We start from the raw sequence: 19,388 nt of genomic DNA on the forward strand, positions 1-19,388 counted from the left end.
GTTGCCACCCCCTTCCCTTATTTCATGCCTTTATGTTGGTAGACATTTTACCCCTAATTTAAGCCCACAGATCCAGGCGGTTCATAAATGAACAATAAGAATTCTTAAACCTAGTCATCAGGCACACTTCGATATATTATCATTCATCGCCCATGCATGTCAAGTATGTAAGATCTCTTTAATTATCGAATGAGCAAATTTATAAAATTATTGTTTATTTTCCGTAACCCATTGCGGATCATCGTACACATTGCTTTTGCACCCATCTACTTCTACTTCGCTTTGCAACAAAACAACATGCACTACTAAACGTGATATTTCGTTACTAAAATCATTATAAAATTTAATTACAGGATAATAGCTGATGTTTCATCTACCACGTGTTTGTATTTCATAATCTGTCCCTATTGTACGCGTGTTTAGATTTCAATTTTTATTATTTCATCACACTAACTACTATTGCAGCAATTACAAAAATGATCACTACAGTCCTAATAAAGTATTGAAAAATACGCAAAGCGATAGGCATGTCATTCAGGTTAATCCTCTTAAGTGGTCCGCCTCCTTCTGCATTCTGAAAGGCTTCCATATGAACATCTTTGTATTCCTTCTCACTTTCGTAGTTAGTTTTTATGTCAGTGGTTTCATTTATTTTATTGTTGGACATTTGAACACCTCCAAATGATTCATACGCAATAACTCATTTCCGTTAACTTCTGCTCCATATATTTTTATAAAGCCCTTTTAACATCAGTTTTACGATACCTTTCTCGTCTAACGTGTTGCCTTCACCCTCATAAAATTCTGTAGGGAATATATAAAAGCCAAACTCATCACCATCTTTATAGGTCAATGCACCTGAGCTGAAGATTGAACTGATATATTCCCTATTTTCATACTCTGCTGTCATTTTGGCTGACATATACGTTGTAAAAGATTGATCTCCCAACGACTCATGCCGAGCTCCTGAAACTAACGAAGCTTCATTTGATGAATAGCGACCAATCGATCTGAAACCAATTCGATAACCGCCACTTCGCACATTACCTGTATTATCAATCCAAGCTACGACTATTTTATGGGAGCCATCATTATATATCTCTTTACCAACATTGCTTTTCAAATCGGACAAATCAATTAGAACTGAATAATTTCCGTCTATTTTATGTCCTAATGTATCTGTGAATTTTTTACTGTCCTGAGCTATGTGAGATATACCATACATATTTAAGTTAATCAGTCCTGTTTGCCATAGAATAAGCATAATCAAAAATATTACTGGTATCAAAATAAGCACTTTCTGCTTTATATGCATAATGAGAGATCCTCCTTCGAATGTTGATGCCAATTACGAAGTGTTGGTTCTTGATTAATGCAAGAAACCAAATACGGGTATGCTTTAAATTGAACCCCAGAAATTTAAAAATTCAATGTGCTCTGTCAAGTGTGATCAAACGTATCCATATCATTTTTTAATTTAATGTAATTTAACTTCTTAACTGAATTGATTATAAACGGTTTTTAGAGGGCTATAAGATCAAAAGGAGTAAAATATGCAGGAGTACTTCTATTATATCTCTAATTTGGTAATTAAAAAGCTATTTTTAAGTGGTACTTTTAATCATACCTTTGATCTTTCGCTTGATCCTCATTCGAAGTTGACTTCATACACACGATTTTGTGTGTCATTAAATATCTAACGAACTCAGTAACTCATATTTGCTCAAAGAGAAGCAAATTTTTATCTTAACGGACTGCACAATCGTTATTTCGGAAAAAGCACCTCTCTTTGTTTACTTATTGCGCAATAAGTCCTTTGAGATTCGTTAGAGCAAATTAATGTTCCTTTTCTACATAGTAAGGTTGTTACGATTCGTTAGAGCGAGTGGCATTGGTTTGTCGAGTAATGAGGCTAATTTATGGAGTAGTGAGACTATTGCGATTCCTTATAGATGCTTTTTGTTCTCACTTACACACCACCCTTGACCATTTTTCAACAATGCTACTCGAATGATTTATACGCTTAACTATTCATGTTGTTTACTTACTAAAAAAAGCGATACACGCTCCATTGCACAAACTGTGCAAGAGCATGTATCGCTTTTATATTTAACCGCTATAAACGGCCGTTATTTATTCAACTACTACAGCTTCCGTTGCTTGTTCAGCAACTTCGCCTTCAAGAATTTCATCATCCAAGCCTCTCAAGCGAATGTTACGGTAACGCTGCATTCCCGTACCAGCCGGGATCAACTTACCGATGATAACATTCTCTTTAAGACCTAGAAGCTGATCGACTTTACCTTTGATTGCTGCATCAGTTAGGACACGAGTTGTCTCCTGGAAGGATGCTGCAGACAAGAAGGAGTCAGTTTCAAGAGACGCTTTTGTAATACCGAGCAATACCGGTTTGGCAACTGCAGGCTCTTTGTCAGCGAAGATAGCTTCGCGGTTAGCTGCTTCGTATTCATGAATGTCTACGAAAGCACCTGGCAACAAAGTAGTGCCGCCAGCGTCTACGATACGGATTTTCCGTAGCATTTGTTTGATCATGACCTCAACGTGCTTGTCATTGATCTCAACGCCTTGGTTACGGTATACGCGCTGTACTTCTTGCAAGATGTAGTTCTGTACGCCGCGGATACCTTTGATACGCAACATATCCTTCGGATCGATCGAACCGTCCGTCAACTCGTCGCCTGCCTCAATATGTTGGCCTAATGCTACGCGGATACGCGAACCATAGGTAACAGCATACACTTTGGACTCAGCTTCGCCTTGAACTTCAATTTCGCGACGATCTTTAGCTTCACGAATCTCTTTAATAACGCCGTCAAGCTCGGAGATGATCGCTTGGCCTTTCGGATTACGTGCTTCAAATAGCTCTTGGATACGCGGAAGACCTTGTGTAATATCGTCTCCGGCAACACCGCCGGTATGGAATGTACGCATTGTCAACTGTGTTCCTGGCTCACCGATGGATTGTGCTGCGATAATACCAACCGCTTCACCAATCTCAACATGTTTACCAGTAGCCAAGTTACGTCCGTAACAGATCTTACATACGCCATGACGAGCACGACAACTTAGTACAGAACGAATTTGCAGACGTTCTACACCAGCATCGATAATCGCATCTGCTCTGTTCGAATCGATTAGTTCGCTACGGTTAACGATAACTTCACCCGTTTTCGGATGACGAATCGTTTCGAACGCATAACGTCCTTCGATACGATCATAAAGATCTTCGATTACTTCTTTACCGTCTTGGATCTTGCTTACGGAGAAGCCTTTATCTGTACCACAATCGTCCTCACGAACGATAACATCTTGTGCTACGTCTACTAGACGACGAGTCAAGTAACCGGAGTCAGCTGTACGAAGTGCTGTATCGGCAAGACCTTTACGCGCTCCATGCGTCGAGATAAAGTACTCGAGAACCGTTAGTCCTTCACGGAAGTTCGATTTAATTGGCAACTCGATAATACGTCCGGATGGATTGGCCATTAGACCACGCATACCGCCGAGCTGCGTAATTTGAGATTTGTTACCCCGTGCTTTGGAATCTACCATAAGCATGATGTTGTTGTAACGATCCATCGACTTCATGAGGATTTCTGTAATCTCGTCTTTACATTTGCTCCAGATGCTGATGATACGGTCATAACGCTCTTCGTTTGTAATCAAACCACGACGGTATTGATTCATAACGGTAGCAACCTTCTCGTCTGAAGCTTTCATAATTTCCACTTTTTCTGGAGGGATAATTACGTCGGATACACCGATCGTAATACCAGCTTTTGTGGAATACGTGAAGCCAAGCTGCTTAATACGGTCAAGAATAACCGCAGTTAGCGTTGTGTGATATTGACGGAAACATTCCGCAATAATCAAAGCAAGATAATCCTTACCTACTGCGCCTGGAATTGCTGGATCTTCAATGAACTTTCTAAGATCCGCGCCCTTCTCATACACAAAATATTTATCTGGTGTACCGTGCAATAAGTTAGTTTTTGTCGCTTCATTCACATATGGGAAATCTTCAGGGAAGATTTCGTTGAAGATTACTTTACCAACTGTAGTAACGAGCATCGAAGCTTGTTGCTGAGCTGTAAAGTTAACCTTTTTAAGCACACGTACAGGGATAAAGATCCGAGCATGTAACGAAACAATACCACGTTGGTACGCAGAGATCGCTTCATTGATCGATGCGAATACGGAACCTGTTCCTTTTGCATCTGTGTTATCCATTGTTAAGTAGAAGCTTCCTAGTACCATATCCTGTGAAGGAGTAACAACTGGCTTACCGTCCTTCGGATTCAGGATATTTCCTGATGCAAGCATCAACAATCTAGCTTCCGCTTGCGCTTCAGCAGACAACGGAACGTGAACAGCCATTTGGTCACCGTCAAAGTCAGCGTTGTAAGCCGTACAAACGAGTGGATGCAACTTGATCGCGCGTCCTTCTACTAGAATCGGTTCAAAAGCTTGAATACCGAGTCTATGAAGAGTAGGGGCACGGTTAAGCAGAACTGGATGTTCTTTAATAACTTCCTCTAGTACGTCCCATACTTCAGGACTAACGCGTTCAACTTTGCGCTTCGCACTCTTAATATTATGAGCTAGACCTTTATTAACAAGCTCTTTCATAACGAAAGGCTTGAATAGTTCAAGAGCCATTTCCTTCGGAAGTCCACATTGGAACATCTTCAGGTTAGGACCTACGACGATAACGGAACGACCAGAATAGTCAACCCGTTTACCTAGTAAGTTCTGACGGAAACGTCCTTGCTTACCTTTCAGCATATGGCTGAGAGATTTAAGCGGACGGTTACCAGGACCAGTAACAGGACGGCCACGACGACCATTATCGATTAGAGCATCGACTGCTTCTTGAAGCATACGTTTCTCATTTTGTACGATAATGTCAGGAGCGCCAAGATCAAGAAGACGCTTCAGACGGTTGTTACGGTTAATTACACGGCGATACAAGTCATTAAGGTCAGACGTTGCAAAACGTCCGCCATCAAGCTGTACCATCGGACGAAGCTCTGGTGGAATTACAGGAAGCACATCAAGAATCATCCACTCAGGCGCATTACCGGAATTACGGAATGCTTCAATGACTTCAAGACGCTTGATTGCACGGTTACGGCGTTGTCCTTGCGCTGTACGCAATTCTTCCTTAAGCTGCACAAGCTCTTTCTCTACGTCAATGTCCTGAAGTAATTTCTTAACTGCCTCTGCACCCATGCCAGCATGGAATCCGTAGCCATATTTTTCACGGTAGCTGCGGTATTCTTTTTCGGACAGAAGCTGTTTTTTCTCAAGTGGAGTTTCACCTGGATCCGTTACAACATAGGATGCAAAATAAATGATCTCCTCAAGTGAACGAGGGGACATATCAAGTGCAAGACCCATACGGCTCGGAATACCTTTGAAATACCAAATGTGTGATACTGGTGCTGCAAGTTCAATATGACCCATACGTTCACGACGAACTTTAGCGCGAGTAACTTCCACGCCGCAACGATCACAGACTACGCCTTTATAACGTACACGCTTATATTTACCGCAATGACATTCCCAATCTTTAGTAGGTCCAAAAATCTTCTCGCAGAAGAGACCTTCCTTCTCGGGCTTAAGCGTTCTGTAGTTAATGGTTTCCGGCTTCTTGACTTCTCCGCGGGACCACGAGCGAATTTTATCCGGCGAAGCCAGACCAATTTTCATATACTCGAAGTTGTTCACGTCCAACAAGGAGCAACCCTCCTTCGTCATGTATGACTGTGTCTTTTCAGAAGCTGAACTTCAACCGCTGGTCCATATTGTTCGAACCGGATTGAAGCTCAGTTTCCCTTTTTATTCAGCGCTTACTTCAGCGCCTTCTAAGTTGAGGTTAAGCTTATCGCCTGTAGCCTCATCGTCATCGTCCATTTCCTTCATTTCGATCTCTTGCTCATCCTCGGCTAGAATTTTTACATCCATACCCAAGCTCTGAAGCTCTTTGATCAAAACTTTAAACGATTCAGGAACACCTGGTTCCGGAACATTCTCGCCTTTGACGATCGATTCGTACGTTTTCACACGACCGACAACATCATCGGACTTGACTGTAAGAATTTCTTGAAGCGTGTAGGCTGCGCCGTAAGCCTCAAGTGCCCAAACCTCCATCTCACCGAAACGTTGTCCGCCGAACTGTGCTTTACCGCCCAGTGGCTGTTGCGTAACGAGTGAGTAAGGACCAGTGGAACGAGCATGGATCTTATCATCAACCATGTGGGCAAGTTTGATCATATACATGACGCCGACAGTAACTTCACGCTCGAAGTTCTCGCCAGTACGTCCATCATATAGAACCGTTTTACCGTTACGTTGCATACCTGCTTCTTCCATCGTATCGAATACGTCGTTCTCACGAGCGCCGTCGAATACTGGAGTAGCTGCATGCAATCCAAGATGTTTACAAGCCATACCAAGATGAACTTCAAGTGCTTGACCGATGTTCATACGGGATGGTACGCCCAGCGGGTTAAGAACAACCTCTACAGGTGTTCCGTCCGGTAGGAATGGCATATCTTCTTCCGGCATGATACGGGCGATAACACCCTTGTTACCATGTCGTCCGGCCATCTTGTCACCTTCAGAAATTTTACGTTTTTGAGCAATATAAGCACGAACTAGCTGATTAACGCCTGGTGGCAATTCATCGCCGTTTTCGCGAGTAAATACTTTAACGTCAACAACGATTCCGTCTGTACCATGCGGTACGCGAAGCGATGTATCACGAACTTCACGCGCTTTTTCTCCGAAGATTGCATGAAGCAATCTTTCTTCTGCTGTAAGTTCAGTTACACCTTTTGGTGTTACTTTACCGACTAGAATGTCGCCCGCGCTAATTTCAGCACCGACGCGGATAATGCCTCGCTCGTCGAGATTACGAAGTGCTTCTTCGCCTACGTTCGGGATATCGCGAGTAATTTCTTCAGGGCCGAGTTTTGTATCACGGGCCTCTGATTCATATTCCTCGATGTGAATGGATGTATAAACATCCTCTTTCACTAGCTTCTCACTTAGCAAGATAGCATCCTCATAGTTGTAACCTTCCCAAGTCATGAAGGCAACGACTACGTTACGGCCTAGTGCTAATTCGCCCTTCTCAGTGGACGGACCATCAGCCATGATGTCACCTTTTTTGATAACATCACCCTTGCGTACTAGTGGACGCTGGTTAATACATGTACCTTGGTTAGAACGCATAAACTTATGCAACTTATGTTTAACCAAGTCTCCGCTTACTTGTTTGCCATCGATTGTCTCCATACGACGAAGCCAAATTTCATTAGCTGATGCGCGTTCAACGACGCCGTCATATTTAGAAACGATACAAACACCGGAATCTTTCGCAGCCTTATGCTCCATACCCGTACCTACAAGAGGTGATCTAGGAATTAGAAGAGGTACTGCTTGACGTTGCATGTTTGATCCCATTAGTGCACGGTTGGAGTCATCGTTCTCTAGGAACGGAATGAGCGCCGTTGCAACCGATACTACTTGTTTAGGGGAAACGTCCATATAGTCAACGCGATCGCTCGGCATTGTCAGGATGTTGTCTGCTTGTTTATTGTAACGAACAATTGTGCTCGTTTCTTTAAACTTGCTTTCTTCGGTCAATACCGCATTCGCTTGCGCGATTACGTAATTGTCTTCTTCATCAGCAGTCAAATAAGCGATTTGATCAGTAACAATTCCTGTCTTTGGATCTACCCAACGATATGGAGCCTCAATGAAGCCATATTCGTTAATGCGGGCAAACGTGGACAAGGAGTTGATCAAACCGATGTTCGGACCCTCTGGTGTTTCAATCGGACACATACGACCATAGTGAGAGTGATGGACGTCACGCACTTCAAAGCCCGCGCGCTCACGCGTCAAACCGCCCGGTCCTAGTGCTGATAGACGACGCTTATGCGTAAGTTCCGCTAGCGGATTCGTCTGATCCATGAACTGGGACAATTGAGAGGAACCAAAGAACTCTTTGATCGATGCAATAACAGGTCGAATGTTGATAAGCGCCTGAGGCGTAATCGCATTCGCATCCTGAATGGACATTCTCTCACGAACGACACGTTCCATACGGGAAAGACCGATACGGAATTGGTTTTGAAGCAACTCGCCAACCGAACGCAAACGACGGTTACCAAGGTGATCAATATCATCTGTGCTTCCAACGCCATGCAGCAAGTTAATGAAGTAGTTAATGGAAGAAATGATATCCGCAGGCGTAACATGCTTAACGGATTTATCAATAATACCATTAGCAATAACTTTAATTACTTTGCTATCGTCATGTGGTGAGAATACACTGATTGTTTGTAGTGGAATACTATCTGCATCAAGTACACCATTAGCAACATGATATGTTTTGAAACCTACATCTTTCTCGAGGTTATCGAGAATTTCATCAAGAAGGCGACGATCAATCATCTGACCTGACTCAGCAATAATCTCGCCAGTTGACGGATCTACCAAGTTCTCAGCAAGACGTTGATTAAACAGACGGTTCTTGATGTGCAACTTCTTGTTTATTTTGTAACGGCCGACATTGGCCAGGTCATATCGTTTTGGATCGAAGAAACGTGCAACTAGCAAGCTCTTCGCGTTGTCCAAAGTAGGCGGCTCACCCGGACGAAGACGCTCATAAATTTCAATCAGCGCTTTCTCCGTAGAATCCGTGCTATCCTTGTCCAGCGTATTGCGAATATACTCGTCATGGCCGAGCAAATCCAATATTTCAGCGTCAGTGCCGAATCCAAGCGCACGCAAAAGCACCGTTACCGGTATTTTCCGGGTCCGGTCAATACGAACGTAGACAATATCCTTGGCGTCAGTCTCAAGCTCTAGCCAAGCTCCGCGGTTAGGAATAACTGTCGCGGTGTAATTTTTCTTCCCGTTCTTATCAACCTTCGTGCTGAAGTACACACTTGGGGAGCGAACCAATTGGCTGACGATAACGCGTTCAGCTCCGTTTATAATAAACGTGCCCGTTTCCGTCATAAGCGGGAAATCACCCATGAACACTTCTTGTTCCTTAACCTCGCCCGTTTCCTTATTGAACAGTCGTACTTTGACGCGTAGTGGAGCTGCATACGTCACGTCGCGTTCTTTTGATTCATCCACCGAATATTTCGGTTCGCCCAAGTTATAATCAATAAACTCCAGCGATAGATTGCCCGTAAAGTCCGAAATCGGAGAAATGTCCTGGAATAACTCAATCAAGTCATTGTCCAAAAACTTTTCATACGATTTTTGTTGGATTTCAATCAGGTTCGGGACTTCCAGCACCTCGTTGATCCGAGCGTAGCTTCTGCGCGTCCGCCGACCATACTGAACAAGTTGTCCTGCCAACTTAACCTCACCCCTCGTGTCTGTCTCACAGCATCGATACTCACTGCGTTACCTTTGGGCGGCACCAGCCGCCTGTATAGATAAATAAAGAAAAGCCCTTATCGAATAGTTCGAAAAAAGAGCATGTTTCCGGCAGCTTACCACTCGCAGCGCGGGTGCGATGGTCTCATATCATGTAATTTTGCCCAAAATGTAACCATTATACGTCAAATGCTTCAATTATATGCATACCGCGCTCGAAATTTGCACTTGACATTTTAGTTGACTAAAGAGAATTCGAGCAATTTTATGCTGACATTTTATAATATTACCATATCAAAAAAGTCAAGTCAAATCATTTTATTGATTTTTGCATAAAAATATTGACTTTTTTATTGGCTACCTTTAAAATTTGATGGCTTTTAGAATTCTATAACCTTTATCCTTCGTAACTTCCTCTACTTCATCAAACAATTGTTCTAACTTTTCCATTGCAGATGGTGCGCCTTGTTTCTTCTGGATGACAACCCACATGGTTCCACCAGCTTCTAATAATGCATGTCCTTCTTCAAAAACACGATGTACAGTTGCTTTACCTGCCCGGATAGGCGGATTCGTCAAAACGACAGTAAACGACTGCTCTTTTACTGACTCATAGAGATCACTTTGCAAAACAGTGACATTAGTAATACCGTTCTGCTTCGCATTTTCCATCGAAAGCTCTACTGCTCGTTCATTAATATCGATCATTGTCACATGTCCGCACTTCGCTATCAGAGCAGCCGTTAAGCCGATCGGCCCATAACCACAGCCAACATCAAGGATGCGGTCGTCTTCCTTTAGCTCCATTGCGTCAATAAGAACGCGGCTTCCGTAATCGACACCGGTTTTCGAGAAAACACCCGCATCTGTGACAAACTTCATATTATAACCACGAAGCGACACAGGATGAACTTGTCGATTATTTTTAACTTCTGGCGTTTTGGAGTAATAATGATTAGACATTGTTACCGCCTCCTTAACTTTTTGTCCGATAACATACAATGAACCCCTTGAAACATAACGTTTCAAGGGGTTCATCAGCCTTACCTACTAGCTAGCAGGCATGACTGCCGTATGATGAAGAAAAATTACTTAACTTCAACGGAAGCGCCAGCTTCTTCAAGCTTAGCTTTAACGCCGTTAGCTTCTTCTTCGCTAACTTTTTCTTTGATTGCTTTAGGAGCGCTATCAACAAGATCTTTAGCTTCTTTCAAGCCAAGACCAGTGATTTCACGAACTACTTTGATTACGTTGATTTTGGAAGCGCCAGCGCTGTTCAAAATTACGTCGAATTCAGTTTGAGCAGCTGCTTCAGCAGCGCCACCAGCAACAACTGCAACTGGAGCTGCAGCAGTAACGCCGAATTCTTCTTCAATTGCTTTAACAAGATCGTTCAATTCAAGAACGGTCATAACTTTAATCGCTTCTAAGATTTGCTCTTTAGACATGATTATACCTCCGAAAGTGGTTTAGTTTTTTTGTAATACTGATTATGATGCCGATCTAAGATCGACCTTACTTACATAGCTGATTGACTTATGCGCCAGCTTCTTGCTTTTCTCCAACTGCTTTAACCGCAAGGGCGAAGTTGCGAACTGGAGCTTGAAGCACGCTGAGTAGCATGGAAAGCAAGCCATCGCGGGACGGAAGTTCCGCAAGTTCTTTAATCTGTTCCATACTAACGACTTTACCTTCTACAACGCCGCCCTTAAGTTTAAGAGCGTCATTCTTTTTAGCAAAATCGTTCAGAATCTTAGCTGGAGCAACAGCGTCATCGCCGCTGAATGCAATAGCAGTAGGTCCTGTCAGAATATCTTTTAGCTCAGTCAATTCTGTTCCTTCAGTAGCACGACGAACGAGCGAGTTTTTCAAAACTTGGAAATCAACACCCGCTTCGCGGAGCTGTTTACGTAGTTCAGTTACTTGCGCAACGTTCAATCCGCGATAGTCAGCAACAACTGTACTGGAGCTTGAAGTAAGTTTAGCAGCGATTACTGATACTGCCTCTTGTTTCTCTTGGATGATTTTTGCGTTAGCCAAAGTGTACACCTCCCGTAATAGTATACATCCCGTGAATACGACGGATAGTCCTCTCCTCGATGCATGAGAAAGGCCTCCGCAGAGACTGCGAAGGCCATGATGTCGTTATCAAACTGCAGCAAGTCACCAAGCTACATTCATAAACGTTTTATCATAACACCTCGGTAGGAAATTAAGCTCTCTTGGAGCACCTACTGTCTACGGTATGCGTGTTCGAATTTGAGTAGTTGTCTCTTCTCGACTTAACGGAATTGCGCAGTCGATACACGAGCGCCAGGGCCCATTGTGGAAGAAACAGCAATGTTTTTAAGGTAGACACCTTTTGCAGCAGCTGGTTTAGCGCGCAATAGAGCATCAATCAGAGCTTTCAAGTTTTCGTTCAGCTTTTCAGCATCGAACGATACTTTACCGATTGGAGCATGGATTTGACCAGCTTTGTCCAGACGGTACTCGATTTTACCTGCTTTGATTTCTGAAACGGCTTTAGCAACGTCAAACGTTACTGTACCAGCTTTAGGGTTAGGCATTAGACCTTTACCACCAAGGATACGGCCGAGTTTACCAACTTCAGCCATCATATCCGGCGTTGCTACGCAAACGTCGAAATCGAACCAGCCTTGTTGGATTTTGTTGATCATGTCTGCGTCGCCAACGAAGTCAGCGCCTGCAGCTTCCGCTTCTTTCACTTTTTCGCCTTTTGCGAAAACGAGAACGCGTTTTGTTTTACCAGTACCGTGTGGAAGTACTACTACTCCACGTACAGCTTGGTCTTGTTTACGCGGGTCTACACCCAAACGTACTGCTACTTCAACGGACTCGTCGAATTTAGCTGTTGCAGCCTTTTTCACAAGATCAATTGCTTCTGAAGGCTCATAAGTTGCTTCGCTATCAATTAGCTTAGCTGCTTCTACATATTTCTTGCCGTGTTTAGCCATTGTAATATCCTCCTTATGTGGTTATAGCGGAACATCCTCCTAGGGATGATCCTCCCACCTGCGAAGTCAAAGACTTCGCAAAGCGAGATGTCATAAGACATCCTTGTACCTCGCCCTGTTGGACGAAGTCGTATTAGTCTACGATTGTAACGCCCATGCTGCGAGCAGTACCTTCGACCATACGCATTGCTCCTTCAACTGAAGCAGCGTTTAGATCTTGCATTTTGGACTCAGCAATTTCACGCACTTTCGCACGGTTAACTGTTGCGACCTTTTTCTTATTCGGTTCGCCAGAACCCTTCTCGATACCTGCTGCTACACGAAGCAATACTGCTGCCGGTGGCGTCTTAGTTTCGAACGTGAAGGATCTGTCCTCGAATACAGTGATCACGACTGGAATAATCAAACCTGCTTGATCTGCTGTACGAGCGTTAAATTCTTTACAGAATGCCATAATGTTAACGCCTGCTTGACCTAGTGCTGGACCGATTGGTGGCGCTGGGTTAGCTTTACCTGCAGGAACTTGCAGTTTGACCATCTTGATGACCTTTTTTGCCATGACTCACACCTCCTTGCCCTGATATACAAGCGCTAAGTGAGCGCCTGCTTTCGGAAACTAGATATTATATCTTCTCAACTTGAGTATAATCTAACTCAAGAGGAGTTTCCCTGCCAAACATGTTGACATGAACCTTAAGCTTCGCCTTGTCCAGCAAAATTTCTTCCACTGATCCGACAAAGTCCGCAAAAGGACCAACTTTCACGCGTACCATTTCTTTCAGCTCGAACTCGATCTTCGGTTTCGGCTCTTCCATACCCATGTGTTTCAAAATTTGATCCACTTCATCAGGTAATAGAGGAGTCGGTTTTGAACCGGAGCCAGTCGATCCAACAAACCCAGTTACACCAGGCGTATTACGAACAACGTACCAAGAATCGTCGGTTTGAACCATTTCCACAAGAACATATCCGGGGTAGACCTTACGTTGAACGGTCTTTTTCTTACCGTCCTTCTCTACCACTTCTTCTTCCATTGGAACTAGAACGCGGAAGATTTTATCTTCCATGCCCATAGATTCAACACGGCGCTCCAAATTGGCTTTCACCTTGTTCTCATAGCCAGAGTAAGTGTGCACGACGTACCATCTTTTTTCCATCACAAATCCACCTTTGGTCCCTTCCTAGACAATGAGCTGAACCAATTCCGAGATTCCGATGTCAAGAAGCCAGAAGTAAATAGTTACAGCCACTACCGTTGCGAAAACGATAATTGAATAGCTTGTCAACTCTTTACGACTTGGCCAGCGAACCTTCTTCAGTTCCGCCCAGCTGTCGGCAAAAAAACTAGTCGTCGTACCAAAGCCTTGCTTCAGTTTAGCCAAAAAACCCACGGTTACACCTCCAATGGACTATCGCGTCTCGCGATGAGGAGTCTGCTCGTTACAGAACTTGCAAAACTTCTTCAACTCGATGCGGTCGGGGTGATTGCGTTTGTTCTTGGTTGTCGCATAGTTTCTCTGTTTGCAGTTTGTGCATGCCAACGTGATAATAACCCGCATTGAATTACACCTCCCGAACTGCTTAAAAATACGAATCATGAAGCTCTATAGTAAGTTCATTGATTCCATCGAAAATACGAAAAAAAACCTCGAATTCAGGCCTACCTAAACACTTTATCACAAGGTATACCTTGTGTCAACGAATTAGGTCTGCCCACAGCATGTGAATAATTGGCATCTTCATCTGGATTCAGACTCTACCAGTATGGTCGAATCTTCCTCTTTTAAAACCAATGGACTGTCTTCACTGTCTGAAACTTTCAGACAGAAAAGACAGTCCGTTGTCAGATGAGTCTACTTATTGCCAAAATCTCTAACTTCTAAATACTTCTCAAGTTTGCGCTTTACACGCTGCAATGCATTGTCTATCGACTTTACATGCCTCTTGAGATCAACTGCTATTTCTTGATAAGATCTTCCATCCAAATAGAGCATAAGAACTTTACGTTCTAGATCACTCAAAATCTCAGACATTTTGTCTTCTAAGCCAGAGAATTCTTCTTGGTTAATAATTAACTCTTCAGGATCTGACACTCGTGTGCCACAAATCACGTCAAGCAATGTCCGGTCGGAATCTTCATCATAGATAGGCTTGTCCAGCGAAACATAAGAGTTGAGAGGGATATGCTTCTGGCGGGTGGCTGTCTTGATTGCGGTAATAATTTGTCTAGTTATACACAATTCAGCAAAGGCTTTAAAGCTAGCAAGCTTATCTCCCTTGAAATCCCGAATAGCTTTATAGAGACCAATCATTCCTTCTTGTACAATATCTTCGCGATCGGCACCGATTAGAAAGTAAGAGCGAGCCTTGGCTCTCACAAAGTTTTTATATTTGTTGATCAAATATTCAAGCGCCATACTGTCGCCATTACGGACTGCTTCTACAATTTCCTCGTCCGTGCTGCTTTCATACTCGAGCGTACTCCATTCTTTGAGGTCGATACTCACACACTATCCCTCCGGCCTGCAAGGCGTACACCGCGCTAGATTCATAAGCTTGAATTATAGAGCAAGTATACATTATGTAACCTTGCACCGTCAACCAATCACAGCCTCGCAAAGTATCGTTTTTATAGAAAAAATGTAACATTGTGGCATTGTTTGAAGACCCTTCACAATGAATGAACCTTCCCTATTTTTCGCCTCTGCGTAGCCGTTCCAGCTTACTCCACACGTCAAGACTTACATTTTGGTCGAGTGTATTTCTTTTTATTGGTTTATCTCCATTAATGGAGCTTTCGATCTGCTTACGATTTTGCCCGATATCAATAAGCAATTCACGTGCAGACAGTCTGAGCGCACCCTTACCAAATGCAACATGCTGCTCCACAAGATCAGAGGTCGCAACATAAATGTTCCGCCTTCTGATCATTAATTCGGAGCAAAGTCTCTCAATACATTCATCTGCCGTTTCTTTCTCTTTCGTATAAACAATCGATATATTATGCTGCTTGAACGTTGAGCCAAGTCCTCGGACCTGATGAGCATCGAAGATAACATAAATCAACATGCCAGTAAAACCTTGATAATCTGCCAATAAATCTAGAAGCCTATCCCGCGCGTCCTCCAGATCCTGCTCCTTCAACCTCGCCAGTTCCGGCCAAGCCCCAATTATGTTGTAACCATCAACGAGCAGGACATCATTACGCCGGTTCATACGCTAGACGCTCCGACGCTGTCTAACGACCTCATACATAAGCACACCCGCAGCTACAGAAGCGTTCAAGGAGTTAAGTTGACCTAGCATAGGAAGCTTAACAAGGAAATCGCATTTTTCCCCAATAAGTCTCCCCATTCCCTTACTTTCGTTACCAATAACGACTGCAAGAGGCATGTCAAACTTCATCTTATACACATCCTGAGATGCACTAACATCAGTACCAGCAATCCAAACCCCTGCTTCTTTAAGCTTTTCGATCGTTTGCGCAAGATTCGTTACCCTCGCAACAGGGACATGCTCAGCAGCGCCTGCCGAAATTTTCAGTACAGTAGCGGTAAGTCCCGCTGCACGACGCTTTGGAATAATAACACCGTGTACACCTGTACATTCCGCTGTACGAAGAATAGATCCCAAGTTATGCGGATCTTCAATCTCGTCTAACAACAAAATAAAAGGCATCTCACCTTTTTTCTTTGCGATTTCGAGAATTTCTTCTACTTCAACATATTCAAATGCAGCAGCTTGTGCAATTACTCCTTGATGAGCTACTCCAGTCACCATACTATCTAGCTTGCGCTTGTCAACGAACTGAACGATAATACCAAGCTTCTTTGCTTCGGCTGTAATCGGCAACGTCAAACTTTTTTGTGCGCCATCTGCTATCCATATTTTATTAATTTCTCTTCCGGAGCGTAGTGCCTCAAGCACAGGATGTTTGCCGGCTATAAGTTCCTCTTGATTTAATTCCTCGTTCATTATGCTCCTCCTGTCTTCTATGTGGATTATTAGTTTGTAATTATTTCCTTACTCTCTATCTGCTAAAGCAATGTGGAACAGTTCGCCCAAACGATCCAGTCGTCCTTCAAAATACAAGTAACCGACTAAACATTCAAGCGCCGTCGCTTTGCGATAATCAGCAGGGTCTGCATTTTTCGGTGGAGCACCTGACTTCGTATTGCGCCCTCGCTTGACGATATCTGTTTCTTCTTCCGTCAAATGAGGCAGCCAACGCTCCAGCAACTCGCGCTGCGCTTTAGCAGAAACCATTTTTGTTGCTTCTTTATGAAGATGATGCGACTTGTTATTTGGCAAAGAAATTAGGTATTGTCGCACCAACATCTCGAACACCGCATCCCCCATATAAGCCAGTACGACCGGATTAATTAGGCCGGCTTTCTTAGGCGGTTGATGCAGTGCCAACGGATTAACACCACTAGCTACAACCTCAACAACGTCCCCACTATTCATTGGCCCTGTCATTTACGCCGCCAACGGATGCCTAATGGAGTATCCTCAAGCACAATGTTTTTTTCGATTAATAGATCACGAATCTCGTCTGCACGTGCCCAGTTTTTCGACTTACGAGCTTCTGTCCGCTCAATAATCAGACCTTCAATTTCTTCATCCAACAAATCGTTTGCGTCATCTTGCGGCAATAGGCCTAATACATTATCTATCCGGTCAATAGCTGCTACTAACAACTCAAGACCTTCTTTCGAAGCGTCCTGTTTATTCAAATATACATTCGCTTCTGATACGAGATCGAACAATGTTGTTATTGCATCTGGTGTGCTGAAGTCATCATCCATCTTAGCCTTGAACTGCTCCACAATGTCTGTAACCCGCTTCCGCAATTCTTCAACATTTCCAGCAGTACCATCAGAAGCTTGAAGTCTATGCTTCAGATTCGCATAGCTATTTGTAATGCGCTCCACACTATTTTCCGCTTGCGATATTGCATCATCACTAAAGTTAAGCGGACTGCGATAATGAGTTGCAAGAATGAAATAACGAATGGCCTGCGGTTTCACACGCTTCACAATTTCGTGCACGGATATGCCGTTGCCCAGTGACTTAGACATTTTCACATTATCAATATGAAGATATCCGTTATGCATCCAATAATTCGCTAGCGGCTTGCCTGTTAGTGACTCCGATTGAGCAACCTCACACTCATGATGCGGGAACTGCAAGTCATGTCCGCCACCATGGATGTCGAGTGTATCACCCAAATATTTGCGAGCCATTGCAGAGCATTCAATATGCCAGCCCGGTCTTCCCGCTCCCCATGGGCTATCCCAATTAATTTCGCCTGGCTTAGCACCCTTCCACAATACGAAATCACCTTGGTTTTCCTTGCGCTCACCAACTTCAACCCGGATACCGAATTGCAGTTCTTCGATATTCTGATGCGATAGCTTACCATATTCCTCGAAGGATGAGGTACGGAAATATACATCTCCTTCACTTTCATAGGCATAGCCTTTGTCGACAAGCCCTTCTATAAACGTAATAATCTCCGCGATATGGTCCGTTACTCGTGGATTAAGTGTCGCCTTCCTTACACCTAATGATTCAATGTCATTATAAAATGCTTCGATAAAACGTTTCGCAACTTCAGGAACAGTAGTACCTAGCTCCTCCGCCTTGCGAATCAGTCTATCATCCACATCAGTGAAGTTCACCACATAGTTCACTTCATTGCCCGCATCCTCCAAATATCGACGAACGACATCAAAGAATACGACTGGACGTGCATTTCCGATATGAATATAGTCATAGACCGTAGGTCCGCATACATACATCTTTACTTTACCTTGCTCTTGCGGCTGAAAGCTTTCCTTCGTCCGCGTTAATGAATTATAGATAGCTATTGTCACTATGATTTACTCCCTTCATTTTCTAAGTACCGTTCACCATTCACCTTGTACTTCAACTCGTCAATTTCTTTTTGCATCATGCGAAACATCTCAATGACAGGGTCAGGTAATTGCGTATGATCGAGCCTATCTCCTACTCGCTCCCCATTACGTCTTACTACTCGGCCCGGATTTCCTACAACCGTACAATTATCCGGCACCTCACGCAGTACTACTGCATTAGAACCAATATTAGAATTGTCCCCGACTGCGAACGAACCTAGTACTTTAGCACCCGAACCAATTACGACATTGTTGCCGATTGTAGGATGACGCTTCCCCTTTTCCTTACCCGTACCGCCAAGAGTGACCCCTTGATAAATGACGACATTATCACCTATTTCACAAGTCTCGCCTATTACTACACCCATCCCATGGTCGATAAAAAGTCGTTCACCAATTTTTGCACCAGGGTGAATTTCAATACCTGTCATAAAGCGGCTGACCTGTGAAATAACTCGTGCTACCGTAAACCATCCCTTGCGATAAAACGAATGTGCCAGACGATGTCCCCAAATAGCGTGGACACCGGAATACGTAAATATAACCTCGAATCGACTACGAGCCGCGGGATCGTTTTCGAATACCGTTTGTACGTCTGAGCGAAAATGGCGAAGCATAATGAAATCCCCCTTCAAGCTGCCAAGCGATGATTAAGGTCTTATGAAAATAAAAAAGCCTCTGCAGCATCAAATGCTGCAGAGGCGTGTAATCTCGCGGTTCCACTCTGCTTGAACATCGCATCCGAGAAATCTCGTAGCGTGCTCATCTCATAGTCCGTAACGAGGACAATCCGTTGCTGCCTACCCCGCTATTATCACGATTATGGCATATCGCCTTGCAATCGTTTGTAACAGCAGCTCGGAACAAAGCTCCCAGGTGCAATTTCCGTTTACGTGAACTAGACAACTTTCAGCCTCACTTTTATCGCTTGCATAACAAATACGATTCGAATGACGGTTGTCCTCTCTGCGAATCCACAGTTTAACGTACTTCTCCTGTTCATGGCCGTTTCAATATTATTAATAGTCATAGTATACCGAATCATAGAAAAAGTGCAAGCATA

At 43.6% G+C, this 19,388-nt stretch carries 19 protein-coding genes and 1 other annotated feature; all 19 genes read right to left on the reverse strand.

Translation table 11 applies throughout. The features are described from left to right. Positions 1–436 precede the first annotated feature (436 nt). Positions 437–667 carry a hypothetical protein gene (locus MFF31_RS05735; protein WP_238187117.1) on the reverse strand — a complete coding sequence of 77 codons (231 nt, stop codon included), beginning with the start codon at positions 665–667 and terminating at the stop codon, positions 437–439. A gap of 42 nt (positions 668–709) precedes the next feature. Next, positions 710–1,315, reverse strand: a complete 606-nt coding sequence (locus tag MFF31_RS05740; protein ID WP_238187118.1) for a hypothetical protein — start codon at positions 1,313–1,315, stop codon at positions 710–712. Between the two features lie 818 nt (positions 1,316–2,133). After that, positions 2,134–5,760, reverse strand: coding sequence for a DNA-directed RNA polymerase subunit beta' (gene rpoC / locus MFF31_RS05745; RefSeq protein ID WP_282570424.1), 3,627 nt, complete (start codon positions 5,758–5,760; stop codon positions 2,134–2,136). Positions 5,761–5,862: 102 nt separating this feature from the next. Continuing rightward, positions 5,863–9,408: a DNA-directed RNA polymerase subunit beta gene (rpoB, locus tag MFF31_RS05750; protein ID WP_238187119.1), complete on the reverse strand. Its 3,546-nt coding sequence runs from the start codon at positions 9,406–9,408 to the stop codon at positions 5,863–5,865. 384 nt (positions 9,409–9,792) lie between these two features. Further along, on the reverse strand, positions 9,793–10,392 hold the full coding sequence (locus MFF31_RS05755) for a class I SAM-dependent methyltransferase (RefSeq protein WP_238187120.1): 600 nt from the start codon (positions 10,390–10,392) through the stop codon (positions 9,793–9,795). Between the two features lie 125 nt (positions 10,393–10,517). Continuing rightward, entirely contained in the window at positions 10,518–10,877 is a 360-nt protein-coding gene (rplL, locus tag MFF31_RS05760) for a 50S ribosomal protein L7/L12 (RefSeq protein ID WP_238187121.1), read from the reverse strand. A gap of 88 nt (positions 10,878–10,965) precedes the next feature. Continuing rightward, a complete protein-coding gene (rplJ, locus tag MFF31_RS05765) occupies positions 10,966–11,469 on the reverse strand; it encodes a 50S ribosomal protein L10 (protein ID WP_238187122.1) in 504 nt (167 codons plus the stop codon). A 56-nt stretch (positions 11,470–11,525) separates the two neighbouring features. Continuing rightward, positions 11,526–11,691: a sequence feature (ribosomal protein L10 leader region), on the reverse strand. A 20-nt stretch (positions 11,692–11,711) separates the two neighbouring features. Next, positions 11,712–12,404 (reverse strand): 50S ribosomal protein L1, encoded by a 693-nt coding sequence (gene rplA / locus MFF31_RS05770; RefSeq protein WP_238187123.1) that lies wholly within the window; start codon positions 12,402–12,404, stop codon positions 11,712–11,714. A 133-nt stretch (positions 12,405–12,537) separates the two neighbouring features. Beyond that, positions 12,538–12,963 carry a 50S ribosomal protein L11 gene (gene rplK, locus MFF31_RS05775; protein WP_238187124.1) on the reverse strand — a complete coding sequence of 142 codons (426 nt, stop codon included), beginning with the start codon at positions 12,961–12,963 and terminating at the stop codon, positions 12,538–12,540. A 64-nt stretch (positions 12,964–13,027) separates the two neighbouring features. Further along, positions 13,028–13,561 (reverse strand): transcription termination/antitermination protein NusG, encoded by a 534-nt coding sequence (gene nusG, locus MFF31_RS05780; protein WP_238187125.1) that lies wholly within the window; start codon positions 13,559–13,561, stop codon positions 13,028–13,030. 24 nt (positions 13,562–13,585) lie between these two features. Next, the gene (gene secE, locus MFF31_RS05785; protein ID WP_238187126.1) at positions 13,586–13,795 is read right to left on the reverse strand and encodes a preprotein translocase subunit SecE; all 210 of its coding nucleotides are present in this window, start codon (positions 13,793–13,795) and stop codon (positions 13,586–13,588) included. Between the two features lie 18 nt (positions 13,796–13,813). Continuing rightward, the gene (gene rpmG, locus MFF31_RS05790) at positions 13,814–13,963 is read right to left on the reverse strand and encodes a 50S ribosomal protein L33 (protein WP_082967189.1); all 150 of its coding nucleotides are present in this window, start codon (positions 13,961–13,963) and stop codon (positions 13,814–13,816) included. 294 nt (positions 13,964–14,257) lie between these two features. Beyond that, complete coding sequence (gene sigH, locus MFF31_RS05795) at positions 14,258–14,911, reverse strand: RNA polymerase sporulation sigma factor SigH (protein WP_238187127.1); 654 nt, start codon at positions 14,909–14,911, stop codon at positions 14,258–14,260. 184 nt (positions 14,912–15,095) lie between these two features. Then, positions 15,096–15,620: an NYN domain-containing protein gene (locus MFF31_RS05800; protein WP_238187128.1), complete on the reverse strand. Its 525-nt coding sequence runs from the start codon at positions 15,618–15,620 to the stop codon at positions 15,096–15,098. 3 nt (positions 15,621–15,623) lie between these two features. Further along, positions 15,624–16,379, reverse strand: coding sequence for a 23S rRNA (guanosine(2251)-2'-O)-methyltransferase RlmB (gene rlmB / locus MFF31_RS05805; protein ID WP_238187129.1), 756 nt, complete (start codon positions 16,377–16,379; stop codon positions 15,624–15,626). 48 nt (positions 16,380–16,427) lie between these two features. Further along, positions 16,428–16,883, reverse strand: a complete 456-nt coding sequence (locus MFF31_RS05810; protein WP_238187130.1) for a Mini-ribonuclease 3 — start codon at positions 16,881–16,883, stop codon at positions 16,428–16,430. Next, entirely contained in the window at positions 16,880–18,283 is a 1,404-nt protein-coding gene (gene cysS / locus MFF31_RS05815; protein ID WP_238187131.1) for a cysteine--tRNA ligase, read from the reverse strand. Before cysS ends, MFF31_RS05810 begins: the two co-directional genes overlap by 4 nt. Then, the gene (gene cysE, locus MFF31_RS05820) at positions 18,283–18,942 is read right to left on the reverse strand and encodes a serine O-acetyltransferase (RefSeq protein WP_238187132.1); all 660 of its coding nucleotides are present in this window, start codon (positions 18,940–18,942) and stop codon (positions 18,283–18,285) included. Before cysE ends, cysS begins: the two co-directional genes overlap by 1 nt. A gap of 281 nt (positions 18,943–19,223) precedes the next feature. Continuing rightward, positions 19,224–19,355: a hypothetical protein gene (locus tag MFF31_RS25170; RefSeq protein ID WP_282570426.1), complete on the reverse strand. Its 132-nt coding sequence runs from the start codon at positions 19,353–19,355 to the stop codon at positions 19,224–19,226. Positions 19,356–19,388 lie beyond the last annotated feature (33 nt).

It is taken from the genome of Paenibacillus sp. L3-i20 (assembly GCF_022180385.2).
In the GTDB taxonomy this organism is placed as follows: domain Bacteria; phylum Bacillota; class Bacilli; order Paenibacillales; family Paenibacillaceae; genus Pristimantibacillus.

Excerpts from the sequence above, each read along its gene's own strand:
- MFF31_RS05755 (WP_238187120.1), bottom strand. The coding sequence starts at position 10,392 with ATGTCTAATCATTATTACTCCAAAACGCCAGAAGTTAAAAATAATCGA.
- cysE (WP_238187132.1), bottom strand. The coding sequence starts at position 18,942 with ATGCTTCGCCATTTTCGCTCAGACGTACAAACGGTATTCGAAAACGAT.
- MFF31_RS05735 (WP_238187117.1), bottom strand. The coding sequence starts at position 667 with ATGTCCAACAATAAAATAAATGAAACCACTGACATAAAAACTAACTAC.
- MFF31_RS05810 (WP_238187130.1), bottom strand. The coding sequence starts at position 16,883 with ATGACAGGGCCAATGAATAGTGGGGACGTTGTTGAGGTTGTAGCTAGT.
- rlmB (WP_238187129.1), bottom strand. The coding sequence starts at position 16,379 with ATGAACGAGGAATTAAATCAAGAGGAACTTATAGCCGGCAAACATCCT.
- rpmG (WP_082967189.1), bottom strand. The coding sequence starts at position 13,963 with ATGCGGGTTATTATCACGTTGGCATGCACAAACTGCAAACAGAGAAAC.
- rplK (WP_238187124.1), bottom strand. The coding sequence starts at position 12,963 with ATGGCAAAAAAGGTCATCAAGATGGTCAAACTGCAAGTTCCTGCAGGT.
- rplL (WP_238187121.1), bottom strand. The coding sequence starts at position 10,877 with ATGTCTAAAGAGCAAATCTTAGAAGCGATTAAAGTTATGACCGTTCTT.
- rplA (WP_238187123.1), bottom strand. The coding sequence starts at position 12,404 with ATGGCTAAACACGGCAAGAAATATGTAGAAGCAGCTAAGCTAATTGAT.
- nusG (WP_238187125.1), bottom strand. The coding sequence starts at position 13,561 with ATGGAAAAAAGATGGTACGTCGTGCACACTTACTCTGGCTATGAGAAC.
- MFF31_RS05740 (WP_238187118.1), bottom strand. The coding sequence starts at position 1,315 with ATGCATATAAAGCAGAAAGTGCTTATTTTGATACCAGTAATATTTTTG.
- MFF31_RS05800 (WP_238187128.1), bottom strand. The coding sequence starts at position 15,620 with ATGAACCGGCGTAATGATGTCCTGCTCGTTGATGGTTACAACATAATT.
- MFF31_RS25170 (WP_282570426.1), bottom strand. The coding sequence starts at position 19,355 with ATGACTATTAATAATATTGAAACGGCCATGAACAGGAGAAGTACGTTA.